The sequence below is a fragment of the Streptomyces sp. NPDC012508 genome (assembly GCF_042902595.1).
Taxonomy (GTDB): domain Bacteria; phylum Actinomycetota; class Actinomycetes; order Streptomycetales; family Streptomycetaceae; genus Streptomyces.
This window is the reverse complement of sequence record NZ_JBIBEO010000006.1, coordinates 448,231-473,098: the sequence shown is the minus strand read 5'-3', so window position 1 is coordinate 473,098 and position 24,868 is coordinate 448,231. Positions and strand designations below refer to the sequence as shown.

19 protein-coding genes are annotated in these 24,868 nt (G+C 72.4%); 7 read left to right on the top strand and 12 right to left on the bottom strand.

All coding sequences use genetic code 11. The annotated features are described in order from the left end of the window. Window positions 1-11 precede the first annotated feature (11 nt). Window positions 12-929, top strand: a complete 918-nt coding sequence (locus ACFY8U_RS22815; protein WP_389572920.1) for an SDR family oxidoreductase — start codon at window positions 12-14, stop codon at window positions 927-929. A 38-nt stretch (window positions 930-967) separates the two neighbouring features. Here the strand turns inward: ACFY8U_RS22815 and ACFY8U_RS22810 are convergent, their stop codons facing one another. The 6 genes from ACFY8U_RS22810 to ACFY8U_RS22785 all read right to left on the bottom strand — a co-directional run bounded on the left by ACFY8U_RS22810 (window position 968) and on the right by ACFY8U_RS22785 (window position 10,816). Further along, window positions 968-1,930 (bottom strand): helix-turn-helix transcriptional regulator, encoded by a 963-nt coding sequence (locus ACFY8U_RS22810; RefSeq protein WP_389572917.1) that lies wholly within the window; start codon window positions 1,928-1,930, stop codon window positions 968-970. A 31-nt stretch (window positions 1,931-1,961) separates the two neighbouring features. After that, on the bottom strand, window positions 1,962-4,658 hold the full coding sequence (gene aceE / locus ACFY8U_RS22805) for a pyruvate dehydrogenase (acetyl-transferring), homodimeric type (protein ID WP_389572914.1): 2,697 nt from the start codon (window positions 4,656-4,658) through the stop codon (window positions 1,962-1,964). Between the two features lie 327 nt (window positions 4,659-4,985). After that, window positions 4,986-5,609 (bottom strand): GntR family transcriptional regulator, encoded by a 624-nt coding sequence (locus ACFY8U_RS22800; protein WP_361754462.1) that lies wholly within the window; start codon window positions 5,607-5,609, stop codon window positions 4,986-4,988. 120 nt (window positions 5,610-5,729) lie between these two features. Next, window positions 5,730-7,511: a 2-oxoglutarate dehydrogenase, E2 component, dihydrolipoamide succinyltransferase gene (sucB, locus tag ACFY8U_RS22795; protein ID WP_389572910.1), complete on the bottom strand. Its 1,782-nt coding sequence runs from the start codon at window positions 7,509-7,511 to the stop codon at window positions 5,730-5,732. 61 nt (window positions 7,512-7,572) lie between these two features. Further along, the gene (gene lpdA, locus ACFY8U_RS22790; protein ID WP_329121381.1) at window positions 7,573-8,961 is read right to left on the bottom strand and encodes a dihydrolipoyl dehydrogenase; all 1,389 of its coding nucleotides are present in this window, start codon (window positions 8,959-8,961) and stop codon (window positions 7,573-7,575) included. Between the two features lie 340 nt (window positions 8,962-9,301). Further along, complete coding sequence (locus ACFY8U_RS22785; RefSeq protein WP_361433248.1) at window positions 9,302-10,816, bottom strand: leucyl aminopeptidase; 1,515 nt, start codon at window positions 10,814-10,816, stop codon at window positions 9,302-9,304. A 304-nt stretch (window positions 10,817-11,120) separates the two neighbouring features. Here ACFY8U_RS22785 and ACFY8U_RS22780 point away from each other — a divergent pair, with 304 nt between their 5' ends. The 4 genes from ACFY8U_RS22780 to ACFY8U_RS22765 are packed head-to-tail and all read left to right on the top strand — an operon-like array spanning window position 11,121 to window position 16,837. Then, entirely contained in the window at window positions 11,121-13,202 is a 2,082-nt protein-coding gene (locus ACFY8U_RS22780) for a hypothetical protein (RefSeq protein ID WP_389572907.1), read from the top strand. Window positions 13,203-13,259: 57 nt separating this feature from the next. Beyond that, window positions 13,260-14,774, top strand: coding sequence for a GT4 family glycosyltransferase PelF (gene pelF, locus ACFY8U_RS22775; protein ID WP_389572905.1), 1,515 nt, complete (start codon window positions 13,260-13,262; stop codon window positions 14,772-14,774). Further along, window positions 14,771-16,165 carry a hypothetical protein gene (locus tag ACFY8U_RS22770; protein WP_389572903.1) on the top strand — a complete coding sequence of 465 codons (1,395 nt, stop codon included), beginning with the start codon at window positions 14,771-14,773 and terminating at the stop codon, window positions 16,163-16,165. The genes pelF and ACFY8U_RS22770 overlap by 4 nt, the downstream gene beginning before the upstream one ends. A 9-nt stretch (window positions 16,166-16,174) precedes the next feature. Next, the gene (locus ACFY8U_RS22765) at window positions 16,175-16,837 is read left to right on the top strand and encodes a spherulation-specific family 4 protein (RefSeq protein ID WP_389572900.1); all 663 of its coding nucleotides are present in this window, start codon (window positions 16,175-16,177) and stop codon (window positions 16,835-16,837) included. Between the two features lie 20 nt (window positions 16,838-16,857). Here ACFY8U_RS22765 and cobS read toward each other — a convergent pair whose 3' ends face one another. Then, window positions 16,858-17,640 carry an adenosylcobinamide-GDP ribazoletransferase gene (cobS, locus tag ACFY8U_RS22760; RefSeq protein WP_389572898.1) on the bottom strand — a complete coding sequence of 261 codons (783 nt, stop codon included), beginning with the start codon at window positions 17,638-17,640 and terminating at the stop codon, window positions 16,858-16,860. 76 nt (window positions 17,641-17,716) lie between these two features. On the opposite strand from cobS, the gene ACFY8U_RS22755 reads away from it, so the two are divergent. After that, window positions 17,717-18,499 carry a hypothetical protein gene (locus ACFY8U_RS22755; RefSeq protein ID WP_389572895.1) on the top strand — a complete coding sequence of 261 codons (783 nt, stop codon included), beginning with the start codon at window positions 17,717-17,719 and terminating at the stop codon, window positions 18,497-18,499. Here the strand turns inward: ACFY8U_RS22755 and ACFY8U_RS22750 are convergent. From ACFY8U_RS22750 to ACFY8U_RS22735, 4 genes are all read right to left on the bottom strand, one after another. Next, window positions 18,424-19,149: a hypothetical protein gene (locus ACFY8U_RS22750; RefSeq protein WP_389572892.1), complete on the bottom strand. Its 726-nt coding sequence runs from the start codon at window positions 19,147-19,149 to the stop codon at window positions 18,424-18,426. The two genes, ACFY8U_RS22755 and ACFY8U_RS22750, sit on opposite strands and share 76 nt — an antisense overlap. Further along, a complete protein-coding gene (locus ACFY8U_RS22745; RefSeq protein WP_389572890.1) occupies window positions 19,146-20,906 on the bottom strand; it encodes a phosphatidylglycerol lysyltransferase domain-containing protein in 1,761 nt (586 codons plus the stop codon). Before ACFY8U_RS22745 ends, ACFY8U_RS22750 begins: the two co-directional genes overlap by 4 nt. A 116-nt stretch (window positions 20,907-21,022) precedes the next feature. Next, on the bottom strand, window positions 21,023-22,111 hold the full coding sequence (gene cobT, locus ACFY8U_RS22740; protein WP_389572887.1) for a nicotinate-nucleotide--dimethylbenzimidazole phosphoribosyltransferase: 1,089 nt from the start codon (window positions 22,109-22,111) through the stop codon (window positions 21,023-21,025). A gap of 47 nt (window positions 22,112-22,158) precedes the next feature. Then, entirely contained in the window at window positions 22,159-23,364 is a 1,206-nt protein-coding gene (locus ACFY8U_RS22735; protein WP_389572885.1) for a bifunctional adenosylcobinamide kinase/adenosylcobinamide-phosphate guanylyltransferase, read from the bottom strand. A gap of 91 nt (window positions 23,365-23,455) precedes the next feature. Here ACFY8U_RS22735 and ACFY8U_RS22730 point away from each other — a divergent pair, with 91 nt between their 5' ends. Next, window positions 23,456-23,665, top strand: a complete 210-nt coding sequence (locus ACFY8U_RS22730; protein ID WP_361593303.1) for a hypothetical protein — start codon at window positions 23,456-23,458, stop codon at window positions 23,663-23,665. Between the two features lie 98 nt (window positions 23,666-23,763). Here ACFY8U_RS22730 and ACFY8U_RS22725 read toward each other — a convergent pair whose 3' ends face one another. Further along, window positions 23,764-24,822, bottom strand: a complete 1,059-nt coding sequence (locus ACFY8U_RS22725; protein ID WP_389572882.1) for a S1C family serine protease — start codon at window positions 24,820-24,822, stop codon at window positions 23,764-23,766. Window positions 24,823-24,868 lie beyond the last annotated feature (46 nt).

Genomic DNA, 24,868 nt, shown 5'->3' with positions numbered 1-24,868 from the left:
ACGCTCGTTCCATGGAGACCGAAACGAAGCCGCTCAGCGGCAGGATCGCACTGGTCGCGGGCGCCACGCGGGGCGCCGGACGGGCCATCGCCGTGGCGCTCGGCACGGCGGGCGCCACCGTGTACGTGACCGGGCGCACCACCCGGGACAAGGTCAGCGAGGTCGGCCGGACGACCGAGACCATCGAGCAGACGGCCGAGCTGGTGACGGCGGCGGGCGGCGAGGGCATCGCCGTTCCCACCGACCACCTGGAGACCGACCAGGTCCAGGCGCTCGTCGAACGGATCGACACGGAGCAGGGACGGCTCGACATCCTGGTGAACGACGTCTGGGGAGGTGAGCATCTGGTCGAGTTCGACAAGAAGATCTGGGAGACGGATCTGACGGGCGGCCTGCGGATGCTGGAGCTCGGCGTGCGCACCCACGCGATCACCTCCCGCCTCGCGGTGCCGCTGCTGATCAGGCACCCCGGCGGCCTGGTCGTCGAGATGACCGACGGGACGGCCGAGTACAACACCCGCTTCCGGCTCAACTTCTTCTACGACCTCGTGAAGAACGCTCCCCTCCGGATGGCGTTCGCGCTCGCCCACGACCTCGAAGGCGTGGGAGGCACGGCCGTCGCGCTCACCCCGGGCTGGCTGCGCTCCGAGCAGATGCTGGCCGCGTTCGGGGTCACGGAGGAGAACTGGCGGGACGCGATCGAGAAGATCCCCGGCTTCGAGATCGCCGAGTCGCCGACGTACGTCGGCCGGGCGGTGGCGGCGCTCGCCGCCGACCCCGACCGGGCACGCTGGAACGGCCGGTCGCTCTCCAGCGGCGCGCTGGCGAAGGAGTACGGCTTCACGGACGTCGACGGCTCACGTCCGGACGCCTGGGGCTACATGATCGCGGGCGAGACGGGCAAGCCCTCTGTGGAGGACTACCGCTAGACACCCGCCCGGCCCCAGGCCGGTCCCGCCCGCCCGCGTCAGCCGTAGAGCGTCCCGAGTGCCCGGGCCGCCTCCCTGAAGCGGGCCCGCAGGGGCTCGGGGGAGAGGATCTCCGCCTCCGGGCCCAGGGAGAGCAGCTGGCTGAAGGCGACGTCCTCGTTCTCCACGCGGAGTGTCGCCGTCAGCCGGCCCTCGGCGTCCGTCGAGCCGGCCGCCAGCGCCTCCTCGGCCGCCGCCCGGTCCGTCAGGTACGGCAGTCGGCGCGCCCCCGCCTCGGAGAGCCGCAGGACGACCTCGGCGCGCAGGATCGAGCGGGCGAACTCCGCGGCCCGCTCCGCCCAGAACGCGGGCAGGTCGAACTCCTCGTCCCGCTCGAACCGCTCCTCGCCGACGGCCACGGCCGCGAAACGGTCCACCCGGTACGTACGGAAGGCCGTACCGGAACGCGCGCACAGGTACCAGACGCCCGCCTTCAGGACGAGCCCGTACGGGGCCAGCTCGCGCTCCACCTCGGCGTCCCCGCGCCGGTAGCGGGCCGAGATCGTCCGGTCGTCCCAGACCGCCTCCGCGATCGGCGGCAGCAACTCCGGTGTCTCCGGCTCCTGGTACCAGCCCGGCGCGTCGAGCAGGAAGCGCTGCGCCGCCGAGTCCGGCGCGTCCCGCAGCGAGGGCAGCAGCGCCGCGGACACCTTCAGCCGGGCCGCCGACGCCGCGTCCTCCAGGCCCATGTCCCGGAGCGCACCGGGCAGTCCGGACAGGAACAGCGCCTCGGCCTCACCGCGCGCGAGGCCGGTGAGCCGCGTGCGGTACCCGCCGATCAGCCGGTACCCGCCGGCCCGGCCCCGGTCCGCATACACCGGAACCCCCGCCTCCGAGAGGGCGAGGGCATCACGGGTGACGGTCCGTTCGGACACCTCCAGCTCCGCGGCGAGTTCGGCCGCCGTCATCGACGGACGTGACTGGAGCAGAAGAACCATCTTGATCAGCCGGGCAGCGCGCATGACGCGCATTCTGCCCGGCCGGCCATCGGCCTTACAGACCGTAGCGCTCGCGCGCCTCCTTCACCGCCGAGGCCGGGACCTCGCCGCGGCGGGCGAGCTGGGCGAGGGCGGCGACGACGATCGACTGCGCGTCGACACCGAAGTGACGACGGGCCGCGTCACGCGTGTCCGACAGCCCGAAGCCGTCCGCGCCGAGCGAGGACCAGTCCTGCTCGACCCACTGCGCGATCTGGTCCGGGACCTGACGCATGTAGTCCGAGACGGCGAGGACCGGGGAGTCCACACCCTCCAGCGCCTTGCGGATGTACGGAATCCGCTCCTCGCCGCGCAGCAGCGCCGCGTCGGCGTCCAGCGCGTCGCGCCGCAGCTCCGTCCAGGACGTCGCGGACCACACGTCGGCGCCCACGCCCCACTCGGCGGCGAGCAGCTTCTGCGCCTCCAGGGCCCAGTGGATGGCCGTACCGGAGGAGAGCAGCTGGATCCGCGAGGCGTTCGCGGGGAGCTCCAGGCCGGCCGACTCCGCCGTGTTGAAGCGGTACAGGCCCTTGATGATGCCCTCGTCGACCCCGGCGGGCCGGGCCGGCTGCGGCATCGGCTCGTTGTAGACCGTGAGGTAGTAGAAGACGTCCCGGTCCTCGCCCTCGGCGGCCTCGCCGTACATCCGGCGCAGACCCTCCTTGACGATCGTCGCGACCTCGTAGGCGAACGCCGGGTCGTACGTCAGGGCGGCCGGGTTGGTCGCCGCGATCACCGGCGAGTGGCCGTCGGCGTGCTGGAGGCCCTCACCGGTCAGGGTCGTCCGGCCCGCGGTGGCGCCGACGAGGAAGCCGCGGCCGAGCTGGTCGCCGAGCTGCCACATCTGGTCGGCGGTGCGCTGCCAGCCGAACATCGAGTAGAAGATGTAGAACGGGATCATCGCCTCACCGTGCGTGGAGTACGCGGTGGACGCGGCGATGAAGTCGGCCATCGAGCCGGCCTCGGTGATCCCCTCGTTGAGGATCTGGCCGTTGACGGCCTCCTTGTAGTACATCAGCTGGTCGCGGTCGACCGGCTCGTACGTCTGGCCCTTCGGCGAGTAGATGCCGAGCGACGGGAACAGCGACTCCATACCGAATGTACGGGCCTCGTCCGGGACGATCGGGACCCAGCGCTTGCCGGTCTCCTTGTCGCGGATCAGGTCCTTGACCAGACGGACGAAGGCCATCGTGGTCGCCATCGACTGCGTGCCGGAGCCCTTGTCGAAGGCGGCGAACGCCTTCTCGGCCGGGGCCGCCAGCGGGGCGAGCGCGTGCGTACGGCGGGCCGGGGCCGGGCCGCCGAGGGCCGCGCGGCGCTCCTGGAGGTAGCGGACCTCGGCGGAGTCGGCGCCGGGGTGGCCGTACGGCACGACGCCGTCGACGAACTGCGCGTCGGAGATCGGCAGGTCGAGCAGGTCACGCATGGACTTGAACTCGTCCGTGCTGAGCTTCTTCATCTGGTGGTTCGCGTTCTTCGACGCGAAGCCCTCACCCAGGGTGAAGCCCTTCACGGTCTGCGCGAGGATCACCGTCGGGGCGCCCTTGAACTCCAGGGCGGCCTTGTACGCGGCGTACACCTTGCGCGGCTCGTGGCCACCGCGCGAGAGGTGGAAGCACTCGAGGATCTTGTCGTCGCTCAGCAGCTGCGCCATCGCGACGAGCGCCGGGTCCTTGCCGAAGAAGTCCTCGCGGATGTAGGCGGCGTCGCGGGTCTGGTACGTCTGGACCTGCGCGTCCGGGACCTCGCGGAGGCGGCGGACGAGGGCGCCGGTGGTGTCGAGCGCGAACAGCTCGTCCCAGGCGTTGCCCCACAGCGACTTCACGACGTTCCAGCCGGCGCCGCGGAACTGGGCCTCCAGCTCCTGCACGATCTTGAAGTTGGCACGGACCGGGCCGTCGAGGCGCTGGAGGTTGCAGTTGATGACGAAGGTCAGGTTGTCCAGACCCTCGCGGGAGGCGAGGGCGAGTGCCGCCGTCGACTCGGGCTCGTCCATCTCGCCGTCACCGAGGAACGCCCACACGTGCGAGGACGAGACGTCCTTGATGCCGCGGTTGGTGAGGTAACGGTTGAAGCGCGCCTGGTAGATGGCGGAGAGCGGGCCCAGACCCATGGAGACGGTCGGGAACTCCCACAGCCAGGGGAGGCGGCGCGGGTGGGGGTAGGAGGGCAGACCGTTGCCGCCGGACTCCTGCCGGAAGTTGTCGAGGTGGGCCTCGTTGAGACGTCCGTCGAGGAACGCGCGGGCGTAGATGCCCGGGGAGGCGTGGCCCTGGATGTAGAGCTGGTCGCCGGAACCGTCGGCTTCCTTGCCCTTGAAGAAGTGGTTGAAGCCGGTCTCGTAGAGCCAGGCGGCCGAGGCGAAGGTGGCGATGTGGCCGCCGACCCCGTGCTTGGCACCGCGGGTCACCATGGCGGCGGCGTTCCAGCGGTTCCAGGCGGTGATCCTGCGCTCCATCTCCTCGTCGCCGTCGATGACGGGCTCCGAGGAGGTGGGGATGGTGTTGACGTAGTCCGTCTCCAGCAGCTTGGGCAGGGCCAGGCCCGCGCCCTCGGCGTGCTGGAGCGTGCGGCGCATCAGGTAGGCGGCCCGGTGGGGGCCGGCGGCCTTGGTGACGGCGTCCAGGGAGGCCGCCCACTCGGCGGTCTCCTCGGTGTCACGGTCCGGGAGCTGGTCGAGCTCACTCGGAATCTTGCCTACGGGATCGGTCATGATCGCCGCCTTCCGGACAGATGGGGGTGGAGAAGGGGTGCCTTGTCTGGCAGGACAGGGCGAAGGGCCGGGTAGCGGCCCGCCGAAGACTGTAAGCCGCCGATCGATGATCGATCAAAGGGTTGCCGGGGAAAACCGCTCCAGATCGACAAAGTCGGCACAGAGTGCCGCGAAAATGGGCACCGGGTGCCTTGTTTTCGCAGGTGAGGCCGCGGATGAGAGACGCCTCGCACGAATGAGCGGGCCCCCTCGGGGGCCCGCTCATCACGTACGAAGGGGGTTCAGGCACCGCGCGGATCCGCTCTCGGAAGGCCCGGCCCCGGAGTGTCAGGCCCTCGGGGCGCAGCCGAGGACGTGGGCCTTGACCAGACTGCCGATGTTCGGGTCGCCGCGCCGGAAGGCCTCCACGAGCTCTTGGTGCTCCTCCGCGTACGACTTCTGGACCGTGCCGAGCCAGCGGATCGACAGCGCGGTGAAGACCTCGATGCCCAGGCCCTCCCAGGTGTGCAGCAGCACGCTGTTCCCGGCCGCCTTCACCAGCTCACGGTGGAAGCCCACCGTGTGCCGCACCTGCGCCGTCCCGTCGGCCACCCGGTCCGCGTCGTACAGCGCCGCCACATGCGGCTCCAGGGCCGAGCAGTCGGCCGCGAGGCGGGTCGCCGCCAGCTCCGCCGCGATCTGCTCCAGACCGGCCCGGACCGGGTAGCTCTCCTCCAGGTCGGCCGCGGTCAGATTCCGTACCCGTACGCCCTTGTTGGGGGAGGACTCGATCAGCCGCAGCGACTCCAGCTCGCGCAGCGCCTCGCGGACCGGCGTCTGGCTGACCTCCAGCTCGGTCGCGATCCGGCGCTCCACGATCCGCTCGCCCGGCTTCCAGCGGCCGCTGACGATGCCCTCCACGATGTGCTCGCGGATCTGTTCGCGCAGCGAGTGGACGACGGGCACGCTCATGAAGCCGCTCCTTAAGGGACGCGTTGACACTCAAGACAATACGGCGGCGCCCCCGCCCGGAAACACTTCCGGGCGGGGGCGCCGCAGGTGAGGCTTGTTACGTTGCCAATCCGGCCTCGCCTACAGGCCGAGGTCGACCTCGAACTCGCCGGCCTCCAGGATCGCCTTGACGGCCGTCAGGTAGCGGGCCGCGTCGGCGCCGTCCACCAGACGGTGGTCGTAGGAGAGCGTCAGGTACGTCATGTCACGGATGCCGATGACGGTGCCCTCGGCGGTCTCGATGACGGCCGGACGCTTGACCGTGGCACCGATGCCCAGGATGGCGACCTGGTTCGGCGGCACGATGATCGTGTCGAACAGCGCACCGCGCGAACCGGTGTTGCTGATGGTGAAGGTCGCACCGGCCAGCTCGTCCGGGGTGATCTTGTTGCCGCGGACCTTGCCGGCCAGGTCGGCCGTGGCCTTGGAGATACCGGCGATGTTCAGGTCGCCCGCACCCTTGATGACCGGGGTCATCAGACCCTTCTCGGAATCCACGGCGATGCCGATGTTCTCCGAGTCGAAGTACGTGATGGTGCCCTCGTCCTCGTTGATCCGGGCGTTGATGACCGGGTGGGCCTTCAGCGCCTGGGCCGCCGCCTTGACGAAGAACGGCATCGGGGACAGCTTGACGCCCTCACGGGCGGCGAACGCGTCCTTGGCACGGGCGCGCAGCTTCATCAGCTTGGTGATGTCGACCTCGACGACCGAGGACAGCTGGGCCTGGCCGTGCAGCGCCTTCATCATGTTGTCGCCGATGACCTTGCGCATGCGGGTCATCTTGACGGTCTGACCGCGCAGCGGGGAGGCCTCCAGGGCCGGGGCCTTCGGCGCGGCGACCGGAGCGGCAGCGGCGGCGGGGGCCGGGGCGGCCTTCTTGGCCTCGGCGGCCGAGAGGACGTCCTGCTTGCGGATACGGCCGCCGACGCCGGTGCCCTTGACGGACGCCAGGTCGATGCCGTTCTCGGAGGCCAGCTTGCGGACCAGCGGCGTCACGTAGGCGCCGTCGTCCGCCGGCTGTGCGGCGGCGGGGGCGGGCGCGGCCGGGGCCGGGGTGACCGGGGCCGGAGCGGCGGGCGCGGCCGGAGCCGGAGCGGCGGCCGGAGCCGGAGCGGCGGCCGGAGCCGGAGCCGGAGCGGCGGGCGCGGCCTGAGCCGGGGCAGCCGGAGCCGGGGCGGCCGGAGCCGGAGCGGCCTGGGCCGGAGCCGGGGCGGCGGCGGGGGCCGGGGCGGCCTGGGCCGGAGCGGCACCCGCGGCACCGATGACGGCCAGCTTGGCGCCGACCTCGGCGGTCTCGTCCTCGCCGACGACGATCTCCAGGAGGACACCGGAGGCCGGGGCCGGGATCTCGGTGTCGACCTTGTCCGTGGAGACCTCGAGCAGCGGCTCGTCGGCCTCGACGGTCTCGCCGACCGACTTCAGCCAGCGGGTGACGGTGCCCTCGGTGACGGACTCGCCGAGCGCCGGCAGGACGACGTCCGTACCGGTGGCGCCACCGGCGGGGGCCTCGGCAGGGGCCTCGGCGGCGGGCGCCGGGGCCGGAGCGGCCGGAGCCTCGGCCGCGGGGGCCGGGGCGGCGGGGGCCTCGGCGGCGGCCGGGGCCGGGGCGGCGGCCGGCGCACCGGAGCCGTCGTCGATGATCGCGAGCTCGGCGCCGACCTCGACGGTCTCGTCCTCGGCGACCTTGATGGAGGCGAGGATGCCCGACGCGGGGGCGGGGATCTCGGTGTCGACCTTGTCGGTCGAGACCTCGAGCAGCGGCTCGTCGGCCTCGACACGCTCACCCTCGGCCTTGAGCCAGCGGGTGACGGTGCCCTCGGTGACGCTCTCGCCGAGCGCCGGCAGGGTTACGGAAACCGACATGGTTTCAGTTGCTCCTAACGAATTGCGGGAAGTGGTCGTCGCGCCCGTGATGACGTGAGCGTCAGTCGTGGGAGTGCAGAGGCTTGCCGGCAAGCGCCAGGTGCGCCTCGCCGAGCGCCTCGTTCTGCGTCGGGTGGGCGTGGATGAGCTGCGCTACCTCGGCCGGCAGCGCCTCCCAGTTGTAGATCAGCTGCGCTTCGCCGACCTGCTCGCCCATGCGGTCACCGACCATGTGGACGCCGACCACGGCACCGTCCTTGACCTGGACGAGCTTGATCTCGCCCGCGGTCTTCAGGATCTTGCTCTTGCCGTTGCCCGCCAGGTTGTACTTCAGGGCGACGACCTTGTCCGCGCCGTAGATCTCCTTGGCCTTGGCCTCGGTGATACCGACGGAGGCGACCTCGGGGTGGCAGTACGTCACCCGGGGCACGCCGTCGTAGTCGATCGGAACGGTCTTCAGACCGGCCAGACGCTCCGCGACCAGGATGCCCTCGGCGAAGCCGACGTGGGCCAGCTGCAGGGTCGGGACGAGGTCGCCGACCGCCGAGATCGTGGGCACGTTGGTCCGCATGTACTCGTCGACGAGGACGTAGCCGCGGTCCATCGCGACACCCTGCTCCTCGTAGCCGAGACCGGCCGAGACCGGCCCGCGGCCGATGGCGACGAGCAGGACCTCGGCCTCGAAGGTCTTGCCGTCGGCGAGGGTGACCTTGACACCGCTGTCGGTGTACTCGGCGGACTGGAAGAACGTGCCGAGGTTGAACTTGATGCCGCGCTTGCGGAAGGCGCGCTCAAGAAGCTTGGAGCTGTTCTCGTCCTCGACCGGGACCAGGTGCTTCAGGCCCTCGATGACCGTGACGTCGGTGCCGAAGGACTTCCACGCGGAGGCGAACTCGACGCCGATGACACCGCCGCCGAGGATGATCGCGGACTCCGGGACGCGGTCCAGGGTCAGCGCGTGGTCCGAGGAGATGATCCGGTTGCCGTCGATCTCCAGGCCCGGCAGCGACTTCGGTACGGAACCGGTGGCGAGGAGGACGTGACGACCCTCGACGCGGCGGCCGTCCACATCGACGGAGGTCGGGGAGGAGAGCCGGCCGTGGCCCTCGATGTACGTCACCTTGCGGGAGGCGACGAGACCCTGGAGACCCTTGTACAGGCCCGAGATCACGTCGTCCTTGTACTTGTGGACGGCCTTGATGTCGATGCCCTCGAAGGAGGCCTTGACACCGAACTGCTCCGCCTCGCGGGTCTGGTCGGCGACCTCACCGGCGTGGAGCAGGGCCTTCGTCGGGATGCAGCCGTTGTGCAGGCAGGTGCCGCCGAGCTTGTTCTTCTCGATCAGTGCGACGTCCAGGCCCAGCTGCGCTCCGCGCAGCGCCGCGGCGTAACCGCCGCTACCGCCGCCGAGGATCACTAGGTCGAAAACGGTGCTGGCGTCGTTCGCCACGTCACGTCCTCCATGCATGTGCGCCGGGCGCCGGTCTCCGATGACCGGGCGGCGGCTGGTGTTCGGCCGCTTTTTCGTCGGCCCTGTGGTGGGGGCCCTGTCCTGCCGAGAACCCATCTTCGCACTTGTTGCCGGACGGCGGGACGCGGGGCCGGTGTGTGAGACCGGGCGATCGTCCGTACGGGCGGGTAACAGCGGCGTACGAACCTACGGATTTCGTCGAGAGCGCAACGGGCCCCAGGGGGACGGCGCCCCGACGGGCTCCACGCAGGACGGGAACGCCGCGGCCCCCGGGAGGATTCCCGGGGGCCGCGGCGGCCGGGGGTGACCCCGGGGACGGTCAGAGCTCGCCGTCGGCCGTGCGCTCGGCCAGCTTCACCAGCGTGCGGACCGCGGAGCCCGTGCCGCCCTTGGGGGTGTAGCCGTAGGGCGCGCCCTCGTGGAAGGCCGGGCCGGCGATGTCGAGGTGGGCCCAGGTGATGCCCTCGCCGACGAACTCCTGGAGGAAGAGACCGGCGACCAGGCCGCCGCCCATCCGCTCGCCCATGTTCGCGATGTCCGCGGTGGGGGAGTCCATGCCCTTGCGCAGGTCCGCCGGGAGCGGCATCGGCCAGGACTGCTCGCCGACCTGCTCGGCGATCTCGTGGATCGCGGTGCGGTAGTCGTCGTCGTTGGCCATGATGCCGAAGGTCCGGTTGCCCAGGGCCAGCACCATCGCGCCGGTCAGGGTCGCCACGTCGACGATCGCGTCCGGGTTCTCCTCCGACGCCCTGGTCAGGGCGTCAGCGAGGACGAGCCGGCCCTCGGCGTCGGTGTTGAGGACCTCGACGGTCTTGCCGCTGTACATGCGCAGGACGTCGCCGGGGCGGGTGGCGGAGCCCGAGGGCATGTTCTCGGCGAGCGCCAGCCAGCCGGTCACGTTGACGGCCAGACCGAGGCGGGAGGCGGCGACGACCGCGGCGAAGACGGCGGCCGCGCCGCTCATGTCGCACTTCATCGTCTCGTTGTGGCCGGCCGGCTTCAGGGAGATGCCGCCCGAGTCGTAGGTGATGCCCTTGCCGACCAGGGCGAGGGTCTTCTCCGCCTTCGGGTGGGTGTAGGCGACGCGGACCAGGCGCGGGCCGCGGACGGCGCCCTTGCCGACGCCGAGGATGCCGCCGTAGCCGCCCTTGTCGAGCGCCTTCTCGTCGAGCACCTGCACCTTGAGGCCGTGCTCCTTGCCCGCGGCGGTGACGACGGCGGCGAACGTCTCGGGGTAGAGGTCGTTCGGCGGCATGTTGATCAGGTCGCGGGCGCGGTTGATCTCTTCGGAGACCGCCTGCGCGCGCTCGGCGGCGGCCTTGAAGGCCTTGTCACGCGGCTTGGCGCCGAGCAGGGTCACCTCGGCCAGCGGCTTCTTCGCGTCCTTGCCGTTCTTGCTTTCCTGGTACGCGGTGTAGGCGTACGCACCGAGCAGCGCACCCTCGGCGATCGCCTCGGCGTCGTCGGTGGCCGTGATCGGCAGCGCGAACGCGGCCTTCTTGGCACCGTTCAGGGCGCGGGCAGCGGTGCCGGCGGCGCGGCGGAGCGTCTCGGCGCCGTACGCCGCGCCGTCCTCGGGGGCGGAGCCCAGGCCGACCGCGAGCACGACGGGGGTCTTCAGACCGGCGGGGGCGGGCAGCTTGATGGCCTCACCCTCGGCACCCGCGGCACCCAGGGTCTCCAGGACGGCGGCGAGCCTGCCGTCGAACGCCTTGTCCACGGCCTCGGCGCCGGGGGCGACGACCAGGCCCTTGCCGGACTTCGCGACACCGACGACGAGGGCGTCGGCGCGCAGCGTCGCGGCCCCGGCTGTGCTGAGAGTGAGAGCAGTCACGGTGGTGAAATCTCGCTTCCGTTGAGTTCTGTGGCGGTCGAGGGATGGGCCGACCGTGCCCGCCGCATCGTATTTCGGCCCGAGGAGCGCCGAGAACGAGCCTACGCTCGCTCTTCGTGTTCGCTCACGGCGACGGTGATTCACTCATCCGTGGTGTCTCTTTCACGTTTACCCCTCAAGGTCGGAGAGCTCGTCCACACTCGCCTCATTCGCGCAAGGGCGGCACCCGCCCCTTTGCACCATCCGCATCATCTCCACAGGTCCTCCGCACCCGGTAGGCCTGTCGAGGGGGGACACGACACCGATGGACTCTGCCGGATCCCGCACGCCCCGAACCTCCCCCAGGGCCTCTGGCCTGGGAGGTACTTCCAGGACCGCAGCCCTGATCGCGGCCGCGCTCCTCGCCACCGTCGTCCCGTCGGCGGGAGCGAGCGCCGCCACGCCGCCGGTCCCGCGGATCGACCTCGCCGTCCTGGTCGTCGACGACGGAGGCGGTGCGGTGGAGGCGATCACCGCCGAGCTGCGTTCCACCGGAGTCCCGTACCGCCGGGTCGATCTGGCCGATTCCGGCCGCCCGGTCATCGACGCCGCCTTCCTCAGCGACACGGTCTCGGGGCGCCCCCGCGCCAAGTACCAGGGTGTCGTCCTGCCCCACGAGTCCGCCTTCGGGCCCGACTCCGCCGAGCAGGCTGCGCTCGTGGCGTACGAGAAGACCTTCGGCATCCCGCAGGTCGATGCGTACACCTGGGCCCACCCCGGTGTCGGCCTCGACTACACCAGCGACGGCGGCTTCTCCGGTCCCCTCGACGGGGCCTCCGCCGCCGTCACCGCCGTCGGCAAGGCCGGCCCCTTCCGCTACCTGGACGGACCGGTGACCTTCGAGGACAACGATCCGTCGATCTCCGAGAGCTACGGCTACGCGGGCCGTCCGCGCGAGGGCTTCACCAGCCTCCTCGACATCCCCGTCGACGGCGGCGGACGGGCCAGCCTGATCGGCGAGTACGCCCACGACGGGCGGCGCGAACTGGTCGTCACCTTCGCCTACAACCAGTACCAGCGGCAGTTCCGGGCCCTCTCCCGCGGCATCGTCGAGTGGCTCACCCAGGGCGTCCACCTCGGGCAGAACCGGAACTACTTCTCCGTCCACGTCGACGACGTCTTCGCCCCCGACGCCCGCTGGGACACAGTCCGCGACTGCACCCCCGGCGACTTCGACTGCCCCGGCGGCGACGGCGAGGCCGGCGAGAACCCGATCCGGATGACCGCCGCCGACGCCACGTACGCCGCCGCCTGGCAGAAGTCCGCGGGCTTCACCCTGGACATGGTCTACAACGGCGGCCAGGGCGAGCAGTGGAAGACCGAGCACGGGGGCACCGACCCGCTCGCCGCGCGGCTGATCGCCGACCGCGCCCAGTACCGCTGGATCAACCACACCTACACCCACCCGTTCCTCGGCTGCGTGCAGGACAACTCCACCGTCCCCTGGCAGTGCGCGAAGAACGCGACCGGTGCGACGCTGTGGACGAGCCGCAGCGCGATCGCCGGACAGATCCGCGACAACCACAACTGGGCCGTCGCCAAGGGCATCTCGGTGGACCGCACCGAACTCGTCACCGGCGAGCACTCCGGCCTCAAGACCGCGCCGCAGCAGCCCGTCGACAACCCCAACCTGGCCGGCGCGCTCTCCGACAACGGCGTGAAGTGGATCGCGAGCGACAACTCCCGCGAGCCCCAGCAGCGTCCCGTCGGCGCCGCGAAGACCGTCCCGCGCCACCCCATGAACGTGTACTACAACGTGGGGACGGCCGCCGAGATGGCCGACGAGTACAACTGGGTCTACACCTCGCGGGCCGACGGCGGCAGCGGGATCTGCGAGTCCAACCCGGCCTCCACCTGCCTGCCCGCCCCGCTCGACACCGCCACCGGGTACGCCACCCACATCGTCCCGCAGGAGGCCCGCACGGCCCTCTCCCACGTGGTGGCGAACGACCCGCGCCCGCACTACGTCCACCAGTCGAACCTGGCCGAGGACCGCATCCTCTACCCCGTCCTCGACCGGGTCCTCGCCGACTACCGGGGGCTGTTCGCCGACAACACCCCGCTGGTGACCCCGCGTCAGCGTGACGTCGGCACCGAGCTGGACCGCCGCGCCGCCTGGGACCGGGCGCTCGCGGCCGGCCAGGTCACCGCGTACCGCATCGGCGCCACGGTCACCGTGAAGGCGCCCTCCGGGGTGACCGCCCCGGTCACCGTCCCCGAGGGCACGCGCAAGCAACTCCTTCTCGGCACCGGCGTGTTCGGGACGCCCTACGCCGGAGCGCGCTCGGCCTGGACCGGCCCGGAGGCGCTGCAGTCCGCGATCACGCTCAAGCTCCCGACCGCCTGACCACCTGCCCGTACGTTCTGCCTGACCACTTGCCCGTACGTTCTGGGGGAAACGCACATGCCGAGCAGTGGCCGTCACGTCACCATGCTCACCGAAGGCACCTATCCGCACGTCCACGGGGGAGTGAGCACCTGGTGCGACCAGCTCGTCCGGGGCATGCCCGAGGTCGACTTCCAGATCCTCGCCCTCACCGGCAGCGGCCGCGAACCCGTGACCTGGGAGCTGCCGCCGAACATCTACCGGCACACCGCCTTCCCGCTCTGGGGCACCGCCCCGGAGCGGGGGCGGCCCCCACGGGGCCGTGAGCGCCGCCGCTTCATCGACACCTACGAGCGCTTCCTGCTCTCCATCCTCGACCCCGGCTCGGGCTGCGACTTCGGCGACAGCCTCTACGCCCTCGCCGAACTGGCCCGGCGCGGCGGCCTCACCGCCGCCCTGCGCTCCGAGCGCGTGCTGCGCTCGCTGATGTGGATCTGGACCATGCCGCATCTGCCGACGGCGGCCGCCCGGCCCACCGTCCACGACGCGCTCACCGCCACCGACCTGCTCGAACACGCGCTGCGCCCGCTCGCCGCCCGGATACCCGACGACAGCGTCGCGCACGCGGTCTCCAGCGGACTGGCGACCCTGCCGGCCCTGGCGGCCCAGCACTTCGAAGGAGTGCCCTTCCTGCTGACCGAACACGGCATCTATCTGCGCGAGCGCTACCTCGGCTACCGCACCGAGGCCCAGCGCTGGCCGGTCAAGGCCCTGATGCTCGGCTTCTACCGCGAGCTCAACACCCTCGGCTACCGCAAGGCCGACCTCATCACCCCTTGCAACCAGTACAACCGGCGCTGGGAGGAGCGCGGCGGCGCTCCCGCCGACCGCATCCGGACCGTCTACAACGGCGTCGACCCGGCGGCGTTCCCCGACGCGGGCCCCGAGCCGGAGGTCCCCACGCTCAGCTGGTGCGGCCGGGTCGACCCCATCAAGGACCTGGAGACGCTGATCCGGGCGTACGCCATCACCCGTGCCGAACTGCCGGAGCTGCGGCTGCGGTTGTTCGGACCGGTCCCGGCGGGCAACGAGGACTACCTCACCCGCCTGGAGAAGCTCGCCGCCGAGCTGGGCGTGACCGACGGCATCACCTTCGAGGGGCGGGTCTCCGACGTGGCCCGCGCCTATGCGGCCGGGAGCGTGGTGATGCTCTCCTCCATCAGCGAGGGCTTTCCGTTCTCCCTGATCGAGGCGATGTCCTGCGGCCGGGCCACCGTCTCCACGGACGTCGGCGGCGTACGGGAGGCCGTGGGTGACACCGGACTCGTCGTCCCGCCGCGCGAGCCCGCGGTGATGGCCGCGGCGGTCACGGAACTGCTGCGGGACGGGGAGCGGCGGGCCGAACTGGGACGAAGAGCCCGGCAGCGGGTCGTCGACCGGTTCACCCTGCACCGCTCGGTGGACGGCTTCCGCCGGATCTACCGCGAACTCGCCGGCCGGCCCCTCCACGCCGTGCCGGAGGCGGAGGACTGGACGGCGCTCCTCACCGACCCCTGGCGCCAGGAACTCGTCGGTGGAGGCTCCCTGTCATGAGCGGCTCCCTCTGGCTCAAGAACGGCACGATGCGCGACACCCTGCCCGTGATCCCCCGGCAGCGCGTGGCCGCCGCCCCGCACGGCACGGTCTGTGCCGACGATCCCCTCGACCAACTCGCCGACCGGCTCAGCGCGTTGGCGGCCGACGCCGTGCATCCGGACGAGATAGCCGCGATCCTGGAGTCCGACGGCATGACGGACGACCACATACGGCTCACCTACGGGCGCGCCGACTCCTTCGCCCTCGCCGAGGACCTCTACGCGCGCGTGGAGCGCCACCACCCCCAGCCCGAGGCCGCCCCCGCCGGGCCGTGGCACCTCGGGCTGACGGGCTGTCTGCTGCGCGGTCTCGTCTTCGCCCTGCCCGGGCTCGCCTACGTCCTGGGGGCGCCGCTCCTCGGCGGGCCGAGCACGGCCCCGCTGCTCGCGGGGGCCGTGGCCGGGTGGGTGTGGAACCAGGCCCTGGCCCATCGCGCGTACTCCTGGCTCGGTCTCGGCGACCCGACGGCGGCCGCCCGCGCCCTGCTCGTCGGCGCCCCGGCGGGCGCGCTCCTCGGCGCGGCGGTCGCGTTCGCGGCCGCGGGCCCCGGCGAGTGGCCCGTCGTGGTGTTCGCGGCGGGGCAGGCCCTCTATCTGGGCGCCGCGACCGTCCTGCTCGTCCTCGGCCGTGAACGCGCGCTGCTCTGCGCGCTGACACCGCTCCTCGGAGCCGTACCCGCGTTCTGGTACGACCTCCCCGACCCGGTCAGGGCCGGGCTGCCGGCCCTCTCCCTGGGGGCCGCGGTCGCCTTCGCGGCCACGGTGCTGCGCCCGGGCCGGAACGCACGCCGGCCCCGCTCGGGGCCCCCGCTCGCCGCCTCTCTTCCGTACGGCGCGTTCGGCCTCGGGACCGGACTGCTCGTGCTGTACGCGGGGACCGGCGACGCCCTTGTGACGGGCGCCGGACCCGTGGTCGCGCTCACGCTCTCGATGGGGCCGGCCGAGTGGCTGCTGCATCGTTTCCGCAGGGTGAGCCTCGCCGAGATGCGGACGCTCACCACCGCCCGCGCCTTCCGGCGGGCGGCGGCCGGGACGCTCGTCCGCTGCCTCGGTGCCTATCTCGCCGTCCTCCTCGTCCTGGCCACCGCGGGCACCCTGCTGTGGCCCGGCGCGGAGGCGCTGGGCGGCGCACGGCTGCTCGGGCTGCTGTTCGTCGGGGTCGTGCTCTGGCTCGGGCTGCTCCTCCAGGCGTTCGGCGCGGTGCGCAGCGCGGCCGTCGTCTGCGTGGCCGCCGCCGCCACCCAGACCCTCGCCCCGAGTTCGGGCCCGGCCGTCTCCGCCGTGGCCGCGCTCGTACTCGCCGTCCTGACGTGCGCGCTGCTCGTCCGCCCGACCGCCCACCGCGTCTGAGGAAGGCCCGTGAACCACCCCTCCCTCCTCCTGCCCTTCTACGAGCATCCCGCCGACCGCCCCGAAGCCTGGGACGCCGTGGTCGAGGCGGCGCCGTCGCTGTACGGCGTCGTCCTCAACCCCGCGAACGGCGCGGGGGCCGCCCCCGACCCGGCCTTCGCCGCCGTCGCCGAACGGCTCCGCGCCGCGGGGACCCGCGTCCTCGGCTACACCGACACCGCCTACGGGCGCCGCCCGCACGGTGAGGTCGTCGCCGAACTGCTGCGCCACCGCGACTGGTACGGGGCGGACGGCGCCTTCCTCGACCAGGTGCCGACCTCCCCCGAGGCCCTCGCCCACGTCCGCCGGATCGGCGTCGCCGCCCGCGCGGCGGGTGCCCGCACCCTGGTCCTCAACCACGGCGCGCACCCCGACCCGGGGTACGCCGAACTCGCCGACCTGCTGGTCACCTTCGAAGGGCCCTGGGACTCCTACCGGGGCCTCGACCTGCCGCTCGCCGACCACTACTGCCATCTGGTCTACGCGGCCCCGCGCGACGCGCTCCCGACGACGCGCGTCCACTGCGCGGTCCCCGGACCGGGCCCCCACCCGTGGGGCACGCTCCCGCACGCCCTGACCCGGGAGCCCCTCCGGACGGCGTCCGGCCAGGCGGCCGGTCGAGCGGCCGGCTAGGCGGCCGGTCGAGCGGCCGGCTAGGCGGCCGGCTGGACCGTGCCCAGCGTCAGAGCCACGAGCACCACGGTGGCCGTCACTTCCTCCACCGCTCCGAACACATCGCCCGTCACCCCGCCGAACCTCCGCACGCAGCGGCGCAGCAGCAGCGCCGCCGCGGCGAGGCCCGCGCCGGCCGCGAGGACATGGCGCAGGGCGTCGTACGGGGAGAACAGCGCCCCCGCCGCGGCGCACGTCACCAGGACGGCCGCGGTGACCAGGGACGCGGCGCGGGCCGGGACGGTGGCGGCGACCATCGCGCCCAGGCCCTCGGGGCGGGCGGCCGGGATCCCCTCGCGGGAGGCGTGGGTGAGGGCGAGCCGGGCGACGGTCGCGGCGAGGACGGCGCCGACCGCGCCGTAGGCCCAGCCCTCCTCGTACAGCCTGTACAGCGCGGCGACCTGGGCGAGCAGGACGAAGAGCAGCACGATCACACCGAACGGGCCGATGTCCGACTGCTTCATGATGCGCAGCGCGTCCTCGGCCGGCTTCGCGCTGCCGAGCCCGTCCGCCGTGTCCGCGAGTCCGTCCAGGTGCAGACCGCGGGTCAGCAGCGCTGGTACGGCCGCCGTGGCGACCGCGGCGAGCAGCGGACCGGAGCCGAGCAGCAGGAGCACCCCGCCGAGCGCGGCCGCGAGCAGGCCGACGACGAGGCCCGCCAGCGGGGCCCAGAGCATGCCGGCCCGCGCCGCGTCCCTGTCCCAGCGGGTGATGCGGGCGGGGAGCACGGTGAGGGTGCCGAAGGCGAAACGCAGGCCGTCCATCCGGGCAGGGTAAGGCAGCGCCCTACCCTGTAAATTGCGCATAACGCGTAAACGGCGCATATCTGAAGCGGGTGGCATGGGTCACTGGTTCTACCGCAACTTCGTCGAGCCGGGGAAGCTCCCGCTGCTCATCGCCCTGTTCTCGTTCGTGGTGACCTTCCTGGTCACGCGGATGATCGTGCGGATGATCCGGGCGGGGAAGGGCCCGTTCGGCAATGTGAAGTCCGCCGGCGGGCTGCACATCCACCACGTCGTGCCGGGCGTCGTCCTCGTCGTCGCCGGCGGTTTCGGGGCGGTCGCCAGCGGCCGGGAGGGGGTCACCGCCTGTGTCTTCGCGGCGATCTTCGGGGTCGGCGCGGGGCTCGTCCTGGACGAGTTCGCGCTGATCCTCCATCTCGACGACGTCTACTGGAGCGACCAGGGGCGCAAGAGCGTCGAGGTCGTCGTCCTCACCGCCGCCCTGGTGGTGCTCGTCCTCGGCGGCTTCTCGCCGCTCGGCGTCAACGAACTGACACCGGACGAGCGGCAGAACCGGGCCGTCTTCGTCCTCACGCTGCTCGTCAACTTCCTCTTCGTCCTGATCGCCCTGGTGAAGGGGAAGTTCCGGCTGGCGGTGGTCGGGACCCTGGTGCCCTTCGTGGCGGTCGTCGCGGCGGCCCGCCTCGCCCGGCCCGGCTCCTGGTGGTCCCGGCAGTTCTACCGCCGCCGCCACAAGGCCCGCGCCCGCTCCCGGCTGCGCACCTACCGGCACGACCGGCGCTGGGACAAGGTGCGCCGCAGGCTTCAGGACGCGATCGGCGGTTTCCAGGAACGGGTGCCGGGCCGTACCCCCGGCTCGGGCTCCGGCGGTGGCGGCTGACGCCGCTCGCGCCAGGCCACGACCGCGATGAGCACCAGCACGGCGGCGATCGCCGCGAGATGCTCCTTGCCCGCCAGGTTGGGCTTGACCAGCACCTCCACCACCATCGCGACGACCACGAGCGTGCCGGTCCACCGGGCCCGGTGGCGCCAACAGACGTACACGGCCAGGCCGACCACGGCCGCCGACGGGCCGGTGTCGACGACCTGGGCGTCGGAGGCGGGCAGCCCCAGCGGCCCGTCCGGACCGAGCGCGATGCCCACGCGCGCGTACAGCGTCCCGGCCAGCGTCGCCAGATAGGCGATGACGAGGGTCCGCCACCGCCCCAGACAGATCTCGGCCATGCCGAAGACCAGCAGGATCTGCGCGAGCGCGCCCCACACGGGCAGGTCGAGCGCCGGTACGAAGAGGGAGAGCGGGGTACGCAGCAGCGCGAGCCACAGCGGGTCCTCGGCGCGCACCGAGCCGATGTTCTGGACCGGCTGATAGCCCCAGTCCTGGTTCTGGACGAGCTGGAAGAGCGCCGTGAGGCAGACCGCGCCCAGCGTCATCGGGACGGCCCTCCACCGCCGGGTGACGAGCGCGGTGCGCACGGCGGTCCAGAGGGGCCCCCACTCGCGGCGGGCGAAGTCCTTGAGCGCGGACCTCACCGCTTGCCCTCCAGGTGTTTGCGGTGCATCCACTTCGGCAGGCCGGGGGCCTCCAGGAAGCCCTCGGCGCGGCCGGCGGCGAGGCCGATGCGCAGCAGGTCGGCGCTCTTCTCGAAGAGCATGAAGCGGGGCTCCCAGATCGGTCGGTACTTGGCGTTGGCGCGGTACAGCGACTCGATCTGCCACCAGCGGGAGAAGAAGCTGAGGAGTGAACGCCACATCCGCAGCACGGGACCCGCCCCGAGCTTCGAGCCACGTTCGAAGACGGACCGGAACATGGCGAAGTTGAGCGAGACCTGCGTGATCCCGATCTCCTTGGCGCGCTGGAGGAGCTCGATGACCATGAACTCCATCAGGCCGTTCTCGGCGTCCCGGTCACGGCGCATCAGGTCCAGGGAGAGCCCCTTCGGGCCCCAGGGGACGAAGGAGAGCACCGCCCGCAGCTCGCCCGACTCGTCCGAGCACTCCAGCATCACGCACCGCCCGTCCAGAGGGTCGCCCAGCCGGCCGAGCGCCATCGAGAAGCCGCGCTCGGTGGCGCCGTCGCGCCAGTCGTCGGCCTTGCGGACCAGTGCGTCCATCTCGTCGGCGGGGATGTCCTCGTGGCGCCGGATCCGGACCTCGTACCCGGCCCGCTTCACCCGGTTGTACGCCTGCCGGACGGTCCGCATGGCGCGGCCGTCGAGGGTGAACTCGTCGGTCTCCACGATCGCCTCGTCGCCCAGCTCCAGAGCGTCCAGGCCGTGCCGGGCGTAGACGGTGCCGGCCTCCTCGCTCGCACCCATCACGGCCGGGATCCAGCCGTGCTCGCGGGCCTCGGCCAGCCACGGCTCGATGGCACCGGGCCATGCCTCCGGGTCGCCGATCGGGTCGCCCGAGGCGAGCGAGACCCCGCCGACGACCCGGTAGGTGATGGCGGCCTTCTCGCTGGGGGACCACACCACGCTCTTCTCGCGGCGCAGCGCGAAGTAGCCGAGCGAGTCGCGCTCGCCCTGCTTCTCCAGGATGAGCCGCAGCCTTTCCTCGTCGGCGTCCGTCAGCGGGTCGACGGCCCGGCGCGAGCGGAACGCGGCGTAGAGCACGGCGATGATCAGGAGCGTGGACAGCACGTTGATGGTGACATCGACCCAGCCGGGGGTGGCGATCCCGTCGTAACGGGAGTCGTCGGCGGCCAGGGTGATCAGCCGCATCACGCCGTACCGCCACCGCTCGAGGAACGTGGAGGTGCCCGTCGAGGTGTTGGTGACGGTGACCAGGAACGCGGCCAGGAGCGAGGTGACCAGGAGGCCGCCGACCGCGACGGCGGTGGCGAGCAGCGGGTTGGAGCGGTCACCCTTGGCGTAGAACTCCTTGCGGCCGAGGATCAGCGCGAGGACGAACGCGGCGGTCAGGACGAGCGAGATCCAGTTCTGCGCGTGCTGCCGGATCTCCGGGAACGCCATGGCGAGGGCGAAGAGCAGCAGGAAGAGACCGCTGAGGACGATGTTGAGGATCCACGCGGCGCGCTTGCGGCGGCGCATGGTGATCGCCAGGAAGAGCGTGAAGACGCCCGAGGCGAAGCCCGCGGTCAGCAGGTACGGCGTGAAGTAGTCGTCCGTGTTGTGCCGACGGAGGTCCTGGCCCAGCGCGACCCAGACGGCGCTCAGGAAGTTGATGAACGTGACGGCGCGCAGGTACCAGACGGCGAACGCGGCGCTGCGCCGCGAGCGGACGGTGCCCCGGGGCGTTCCTTCGGTGGACAAACGGACCTCTCCCATGAAAAGCGATCATATGGGGCATCGCTTGCCATGGCGGGGCGACGGAAGCGGTGGTTCCCGCGATGGGCCCCCAGGGTGAGTCCTGGGGGAGGGACCGCTTCCGGCGCCTGATCCGTCTAGCTCTCCTCGTCGGGCGCGCCCTCCGGCGCGTCCTCCGGAATGGTCGGTTCCGGCCGCTCGGGCAGCTCCGCCGCCAGTGCGGCGGCGGCCTGGACGAGAGGAAGAGCGAGCAATGCCCCGGTTCCCTCGCCCACAGTGACGCCGTGATCGAGCAGCGGGTTGAGTGCCATCCGGTCCAGCGCCTTCGTCTGAGCCGGCTCCCCGCTCACCTGGCCCGCCAGCCACCAGTCCGGCGCGCGGAACGCGGCCCGCTGCGCCACCAGCGCACAGGCGGCCGCCACCACACCGTCCAGGACCACCGGCATCCGGCGGACGGCGCTCTGCAGCAGGAAGCCCGTCATCGCCGCCAGATCCGCCCCGCCCACCGCGGCCAGCAGCTCCACCTGGTCACCCAGGACCGGCCGCGCGCGCCGCAGCGCGTCCCGGACCGCCGCGCACTTGCGCATCCACGCCAGATCGTCGATGCCCGTGCCGCCACGCCCGGTGACCACCGAGGCGTCCGTCCCGCACAGGGCGGCGATCAGGGTCGAGGCCGGTGTCGTGCCGCCCACGCTGAGATCGCCGAGCACGACCAGATCGGTGCCCGAGTCGGCCTCCTCGTCGGCGATCGCCATGCCGAGCCGGAGCGCCGCCTCGGTCTCCTCGGTGGTCAGCGCGTTCTCGATGTCGATCCGGCCGCTGCCGCGCCGCACCCGGTGCCGTACGACCTCGGCGGGCAGCAGCTCCGCGTCGCAGTCCAGACCGGCGTCCACGACCCGTACCGGCACCCGTGCGCTGCGGGCCAGCACCGCCACCGGGCTCGCCCCGTCGAGCACCGAGCGGACCAGCTCGTGCGCGGTCCCGGCCTCGCGGCCCGACACCCCGAGCGACGCCACCCCGTGGTCGCCCGCGAAGAGCACCACCTTCGGCTGCTCGATCGCCCGCACCTTGACCGAGCCCTGCGCCGCCGAGAGCCACTCGCCGAGCTCGTCGAGCCGGCCGAGCGCGCCGGGCGGAACGATCAGCCGTTCCCGGCGGTCCTCGGCGTCACGTCGCACCCCGCCGTCGGGGCGCTCGATCAGATCGGAGAAGTCGTCCAGGTTCAAGGCTCTTCCTCATGACGTCGGTCGGCGTTGGCATGGGTGATCGAACCCTACCCGCGCAGCACCAGAGCCTGGCCCGCTGCGACGAGGAGCACCTGCTCGCACTCGTCACCGAAGGCCGCGTTCAGCCGGCCCAGCTCGTCCCGGTAGCGCCGCCCCGACGCGGTGGCCGGCACGACCCCGGACCCCACCTCGTTGGTGACGGCGACGACCGTACGGGAGGTGGCGCGGACCGCCGCCACCAGCTCCTCGACCCGCTTCCGCAGCGCCTCCTGCCCGCCGTTCGCCCACCGCTCGTCGTCCCAGGCCCCCACCTGGTCCATCGCGTCCGTCAGCCACAGCGACAGACAGTCGATCAGTAGCGCGGGCCCGTCGGCCTCCCGCAGGAGCGGGACGAGGTCGCAGGTCTCGGACGTACGCCAGGAGCCCGGCCGCCGGTCCCGGTGCAGGGCCACCCGCTGCGCCCACTCCGGGTCGCCCTCGCGCGTCCCGCCGGTCGCCACGTACAGCACCTCGGGGAACGTCTCCAGGCGCCGCTCGGCCTCCACCGACTTGCCCGACCGCGCCCCGCCGGTCACCAGAGTGCGGCGCGGCACGTCGGGCACGGCGTGGTACTCACCGACGTACAGGGTCGTGCCGTCCGGCACCGTCCGCGCCCCGGCCGCGGCGAGCCGGCGGTCCAGCTCGGCACCGTTCGGCACGTCGTGGTCGAGATGGACGGCGATCACGTCGGTACTCGCCCCGACCGCCCCGGCCGCCCGCAGCCGCGCCAGCGCGTCGGACCGGCCCGTGACGTCCATGACGACCATGTCGTACGGTGGCCGGTCGTCCTCCGGCAGTCCGGCGGGGGAGCCGCCGGGCGGCAGATAGAGGAGCCGCTCCCCGTCCGGCGACGTCACCTCGTACCCCGTACCCGGCGAGTCCATCGACACCGCCCGCACCCGGTGCCCGCTGATCAGCGTCAACTCCCTGCCGTCCGGCACCCGCCCCGCGGCCGGCAGCCCGGCGGGCACCTCCACCGCGGGTCCGTCGTGCGGATGCGTGAGCAGCACCTGCCGTACGCCGACCAGCGAGTGCCCGGCCCGGGCGGCCGCCAGCGCGGCCCCGGGTGTCAGATCGAGCAGCAGCGACTCGTCCACGAGCAGCGAGGTGGCGGCCCGCGCCCGGTCGCCACGGGAGGTCGCGCACACGGCGCAGGGGCATTCGGGGCGGGGGAGCCCGAGGGGGGCGCCGGTGCCGAGCAGAGTCAGTTCCACCCCTTGATCCTCCCGCGTCGCCGCGAGGGGTGCGCGCCCGGCTACGCTGCGGGCAGGAAACCGATCATCCGGTGAACCTCAGGAGGCGGACATGGCATGGACGTGGCGGTTCGAGAAGGCCGACGGCTCGGAGACGGCTCCCGCGGTGGAGCCGGAGGACTGGACCACCCAGGGCGACGCCGAATCCTGGATCGGTGAGGTCTGGAAGGAGCTCCTGGAGGGCGGAGCCGAGCAGGTCAGGCTCTTCGAGGACGACACGGAGATCTACAAGATGTCCCTCCGCTCGGCCGCGGAGGCCTAGGCCCCTGAACGCCGGGGCGGCCCGGGCCCCGAGGGGTCCTGGGCCGCCCCGTTCGAACGTCGGGCGGCCCGGACCCGGGCGGGTCGGGGCCGCCCCGTTCAGATCTCCCCGAGGGTGACCTGAGCCCTGGCCTCGGTGCCTCCCCGCTCGTACACCACCGTCACCCTGTCGCCCGGCTTCATCGACGCCAGCGCCTCCTGGAGCGAGGTGATCGTCGTGACCGGCGCGTCCCCGATACGGGTGATCACATCGCCGGCCCTGATCCCCGCGCGGCCCGCCGCCCCGTCGGCCGGCGCCTCGACCACAGCGACCCCCTCGGGCTCGTAGGCCTCGTCGAGGACCGTCCGGCCCGTGATGTCCAGGGCAGCCCGGCCCGAGTCGGTGACCTTGCCGTCCTTGATGATCTGGTCCGCGACGGTCCGCACCATCGACACCGGGATCGCGAAGCCGATCCCCGGCACCGAACCCCCGCCGAGCCCCGGATCCGACGCCGCGAGCGTCGGGATGCCGATGACCTCGCCGTCCAGGTTGACCAGCGCGCCCCCGCTGTTGCCCGGATTGATCGCGGCCGACGTCTGGACCATGTTCCCGATGGTCGCCCCCGTACCGCCGTCCGTGGTGCCCTCGCTGACCGTGCGGCCGGTCGCCGAGACGATGCCCTGGGTGACGCTGCCGGACAGCCCCAGCGGGGAACCCATCGCCAGCACGATGTGCCCCATGTCGACCTCGGCCGAGTCGCCGAACGTCGCCGGCTTCAGCCCGGGCGGCACGGAGTCCAGCCGGATGACCGCGAGATCCTGCTCGGGGTAGGTGGCGACCAGCCGCGCCGCCATCGGCTCCTTGCCGGTCGCCGCCGTGACCCGGAAGGACTTCTCGTCGCCGATCACATGCGCGTTGGTGACGATGTGCCCCCGGCCGTCGTAGACGACCCCCGAGCCGAGCCCGGCCGACGCGTCGATCTGGACGACCGACGGCAGGACGTCCTTGATCACGGCCCGGTAGTCGTCCTGGAGCTCGTTGGCGACGAGCGGGGCCGCGGCCTGGGTGGAGCCCTCCGCACGTGGCACGGCGCCGGACGAGCAGCCCGAGACGAGGGCCGCCGCGCAGGCGCCGGCCGTCAGAGGCAGCAGGAGGCGTCGGGCACGGGAGACATCCATGTCCGGAGTATCACGTTCGTGTGATCCGCACGCCTCGGTGGAGGCG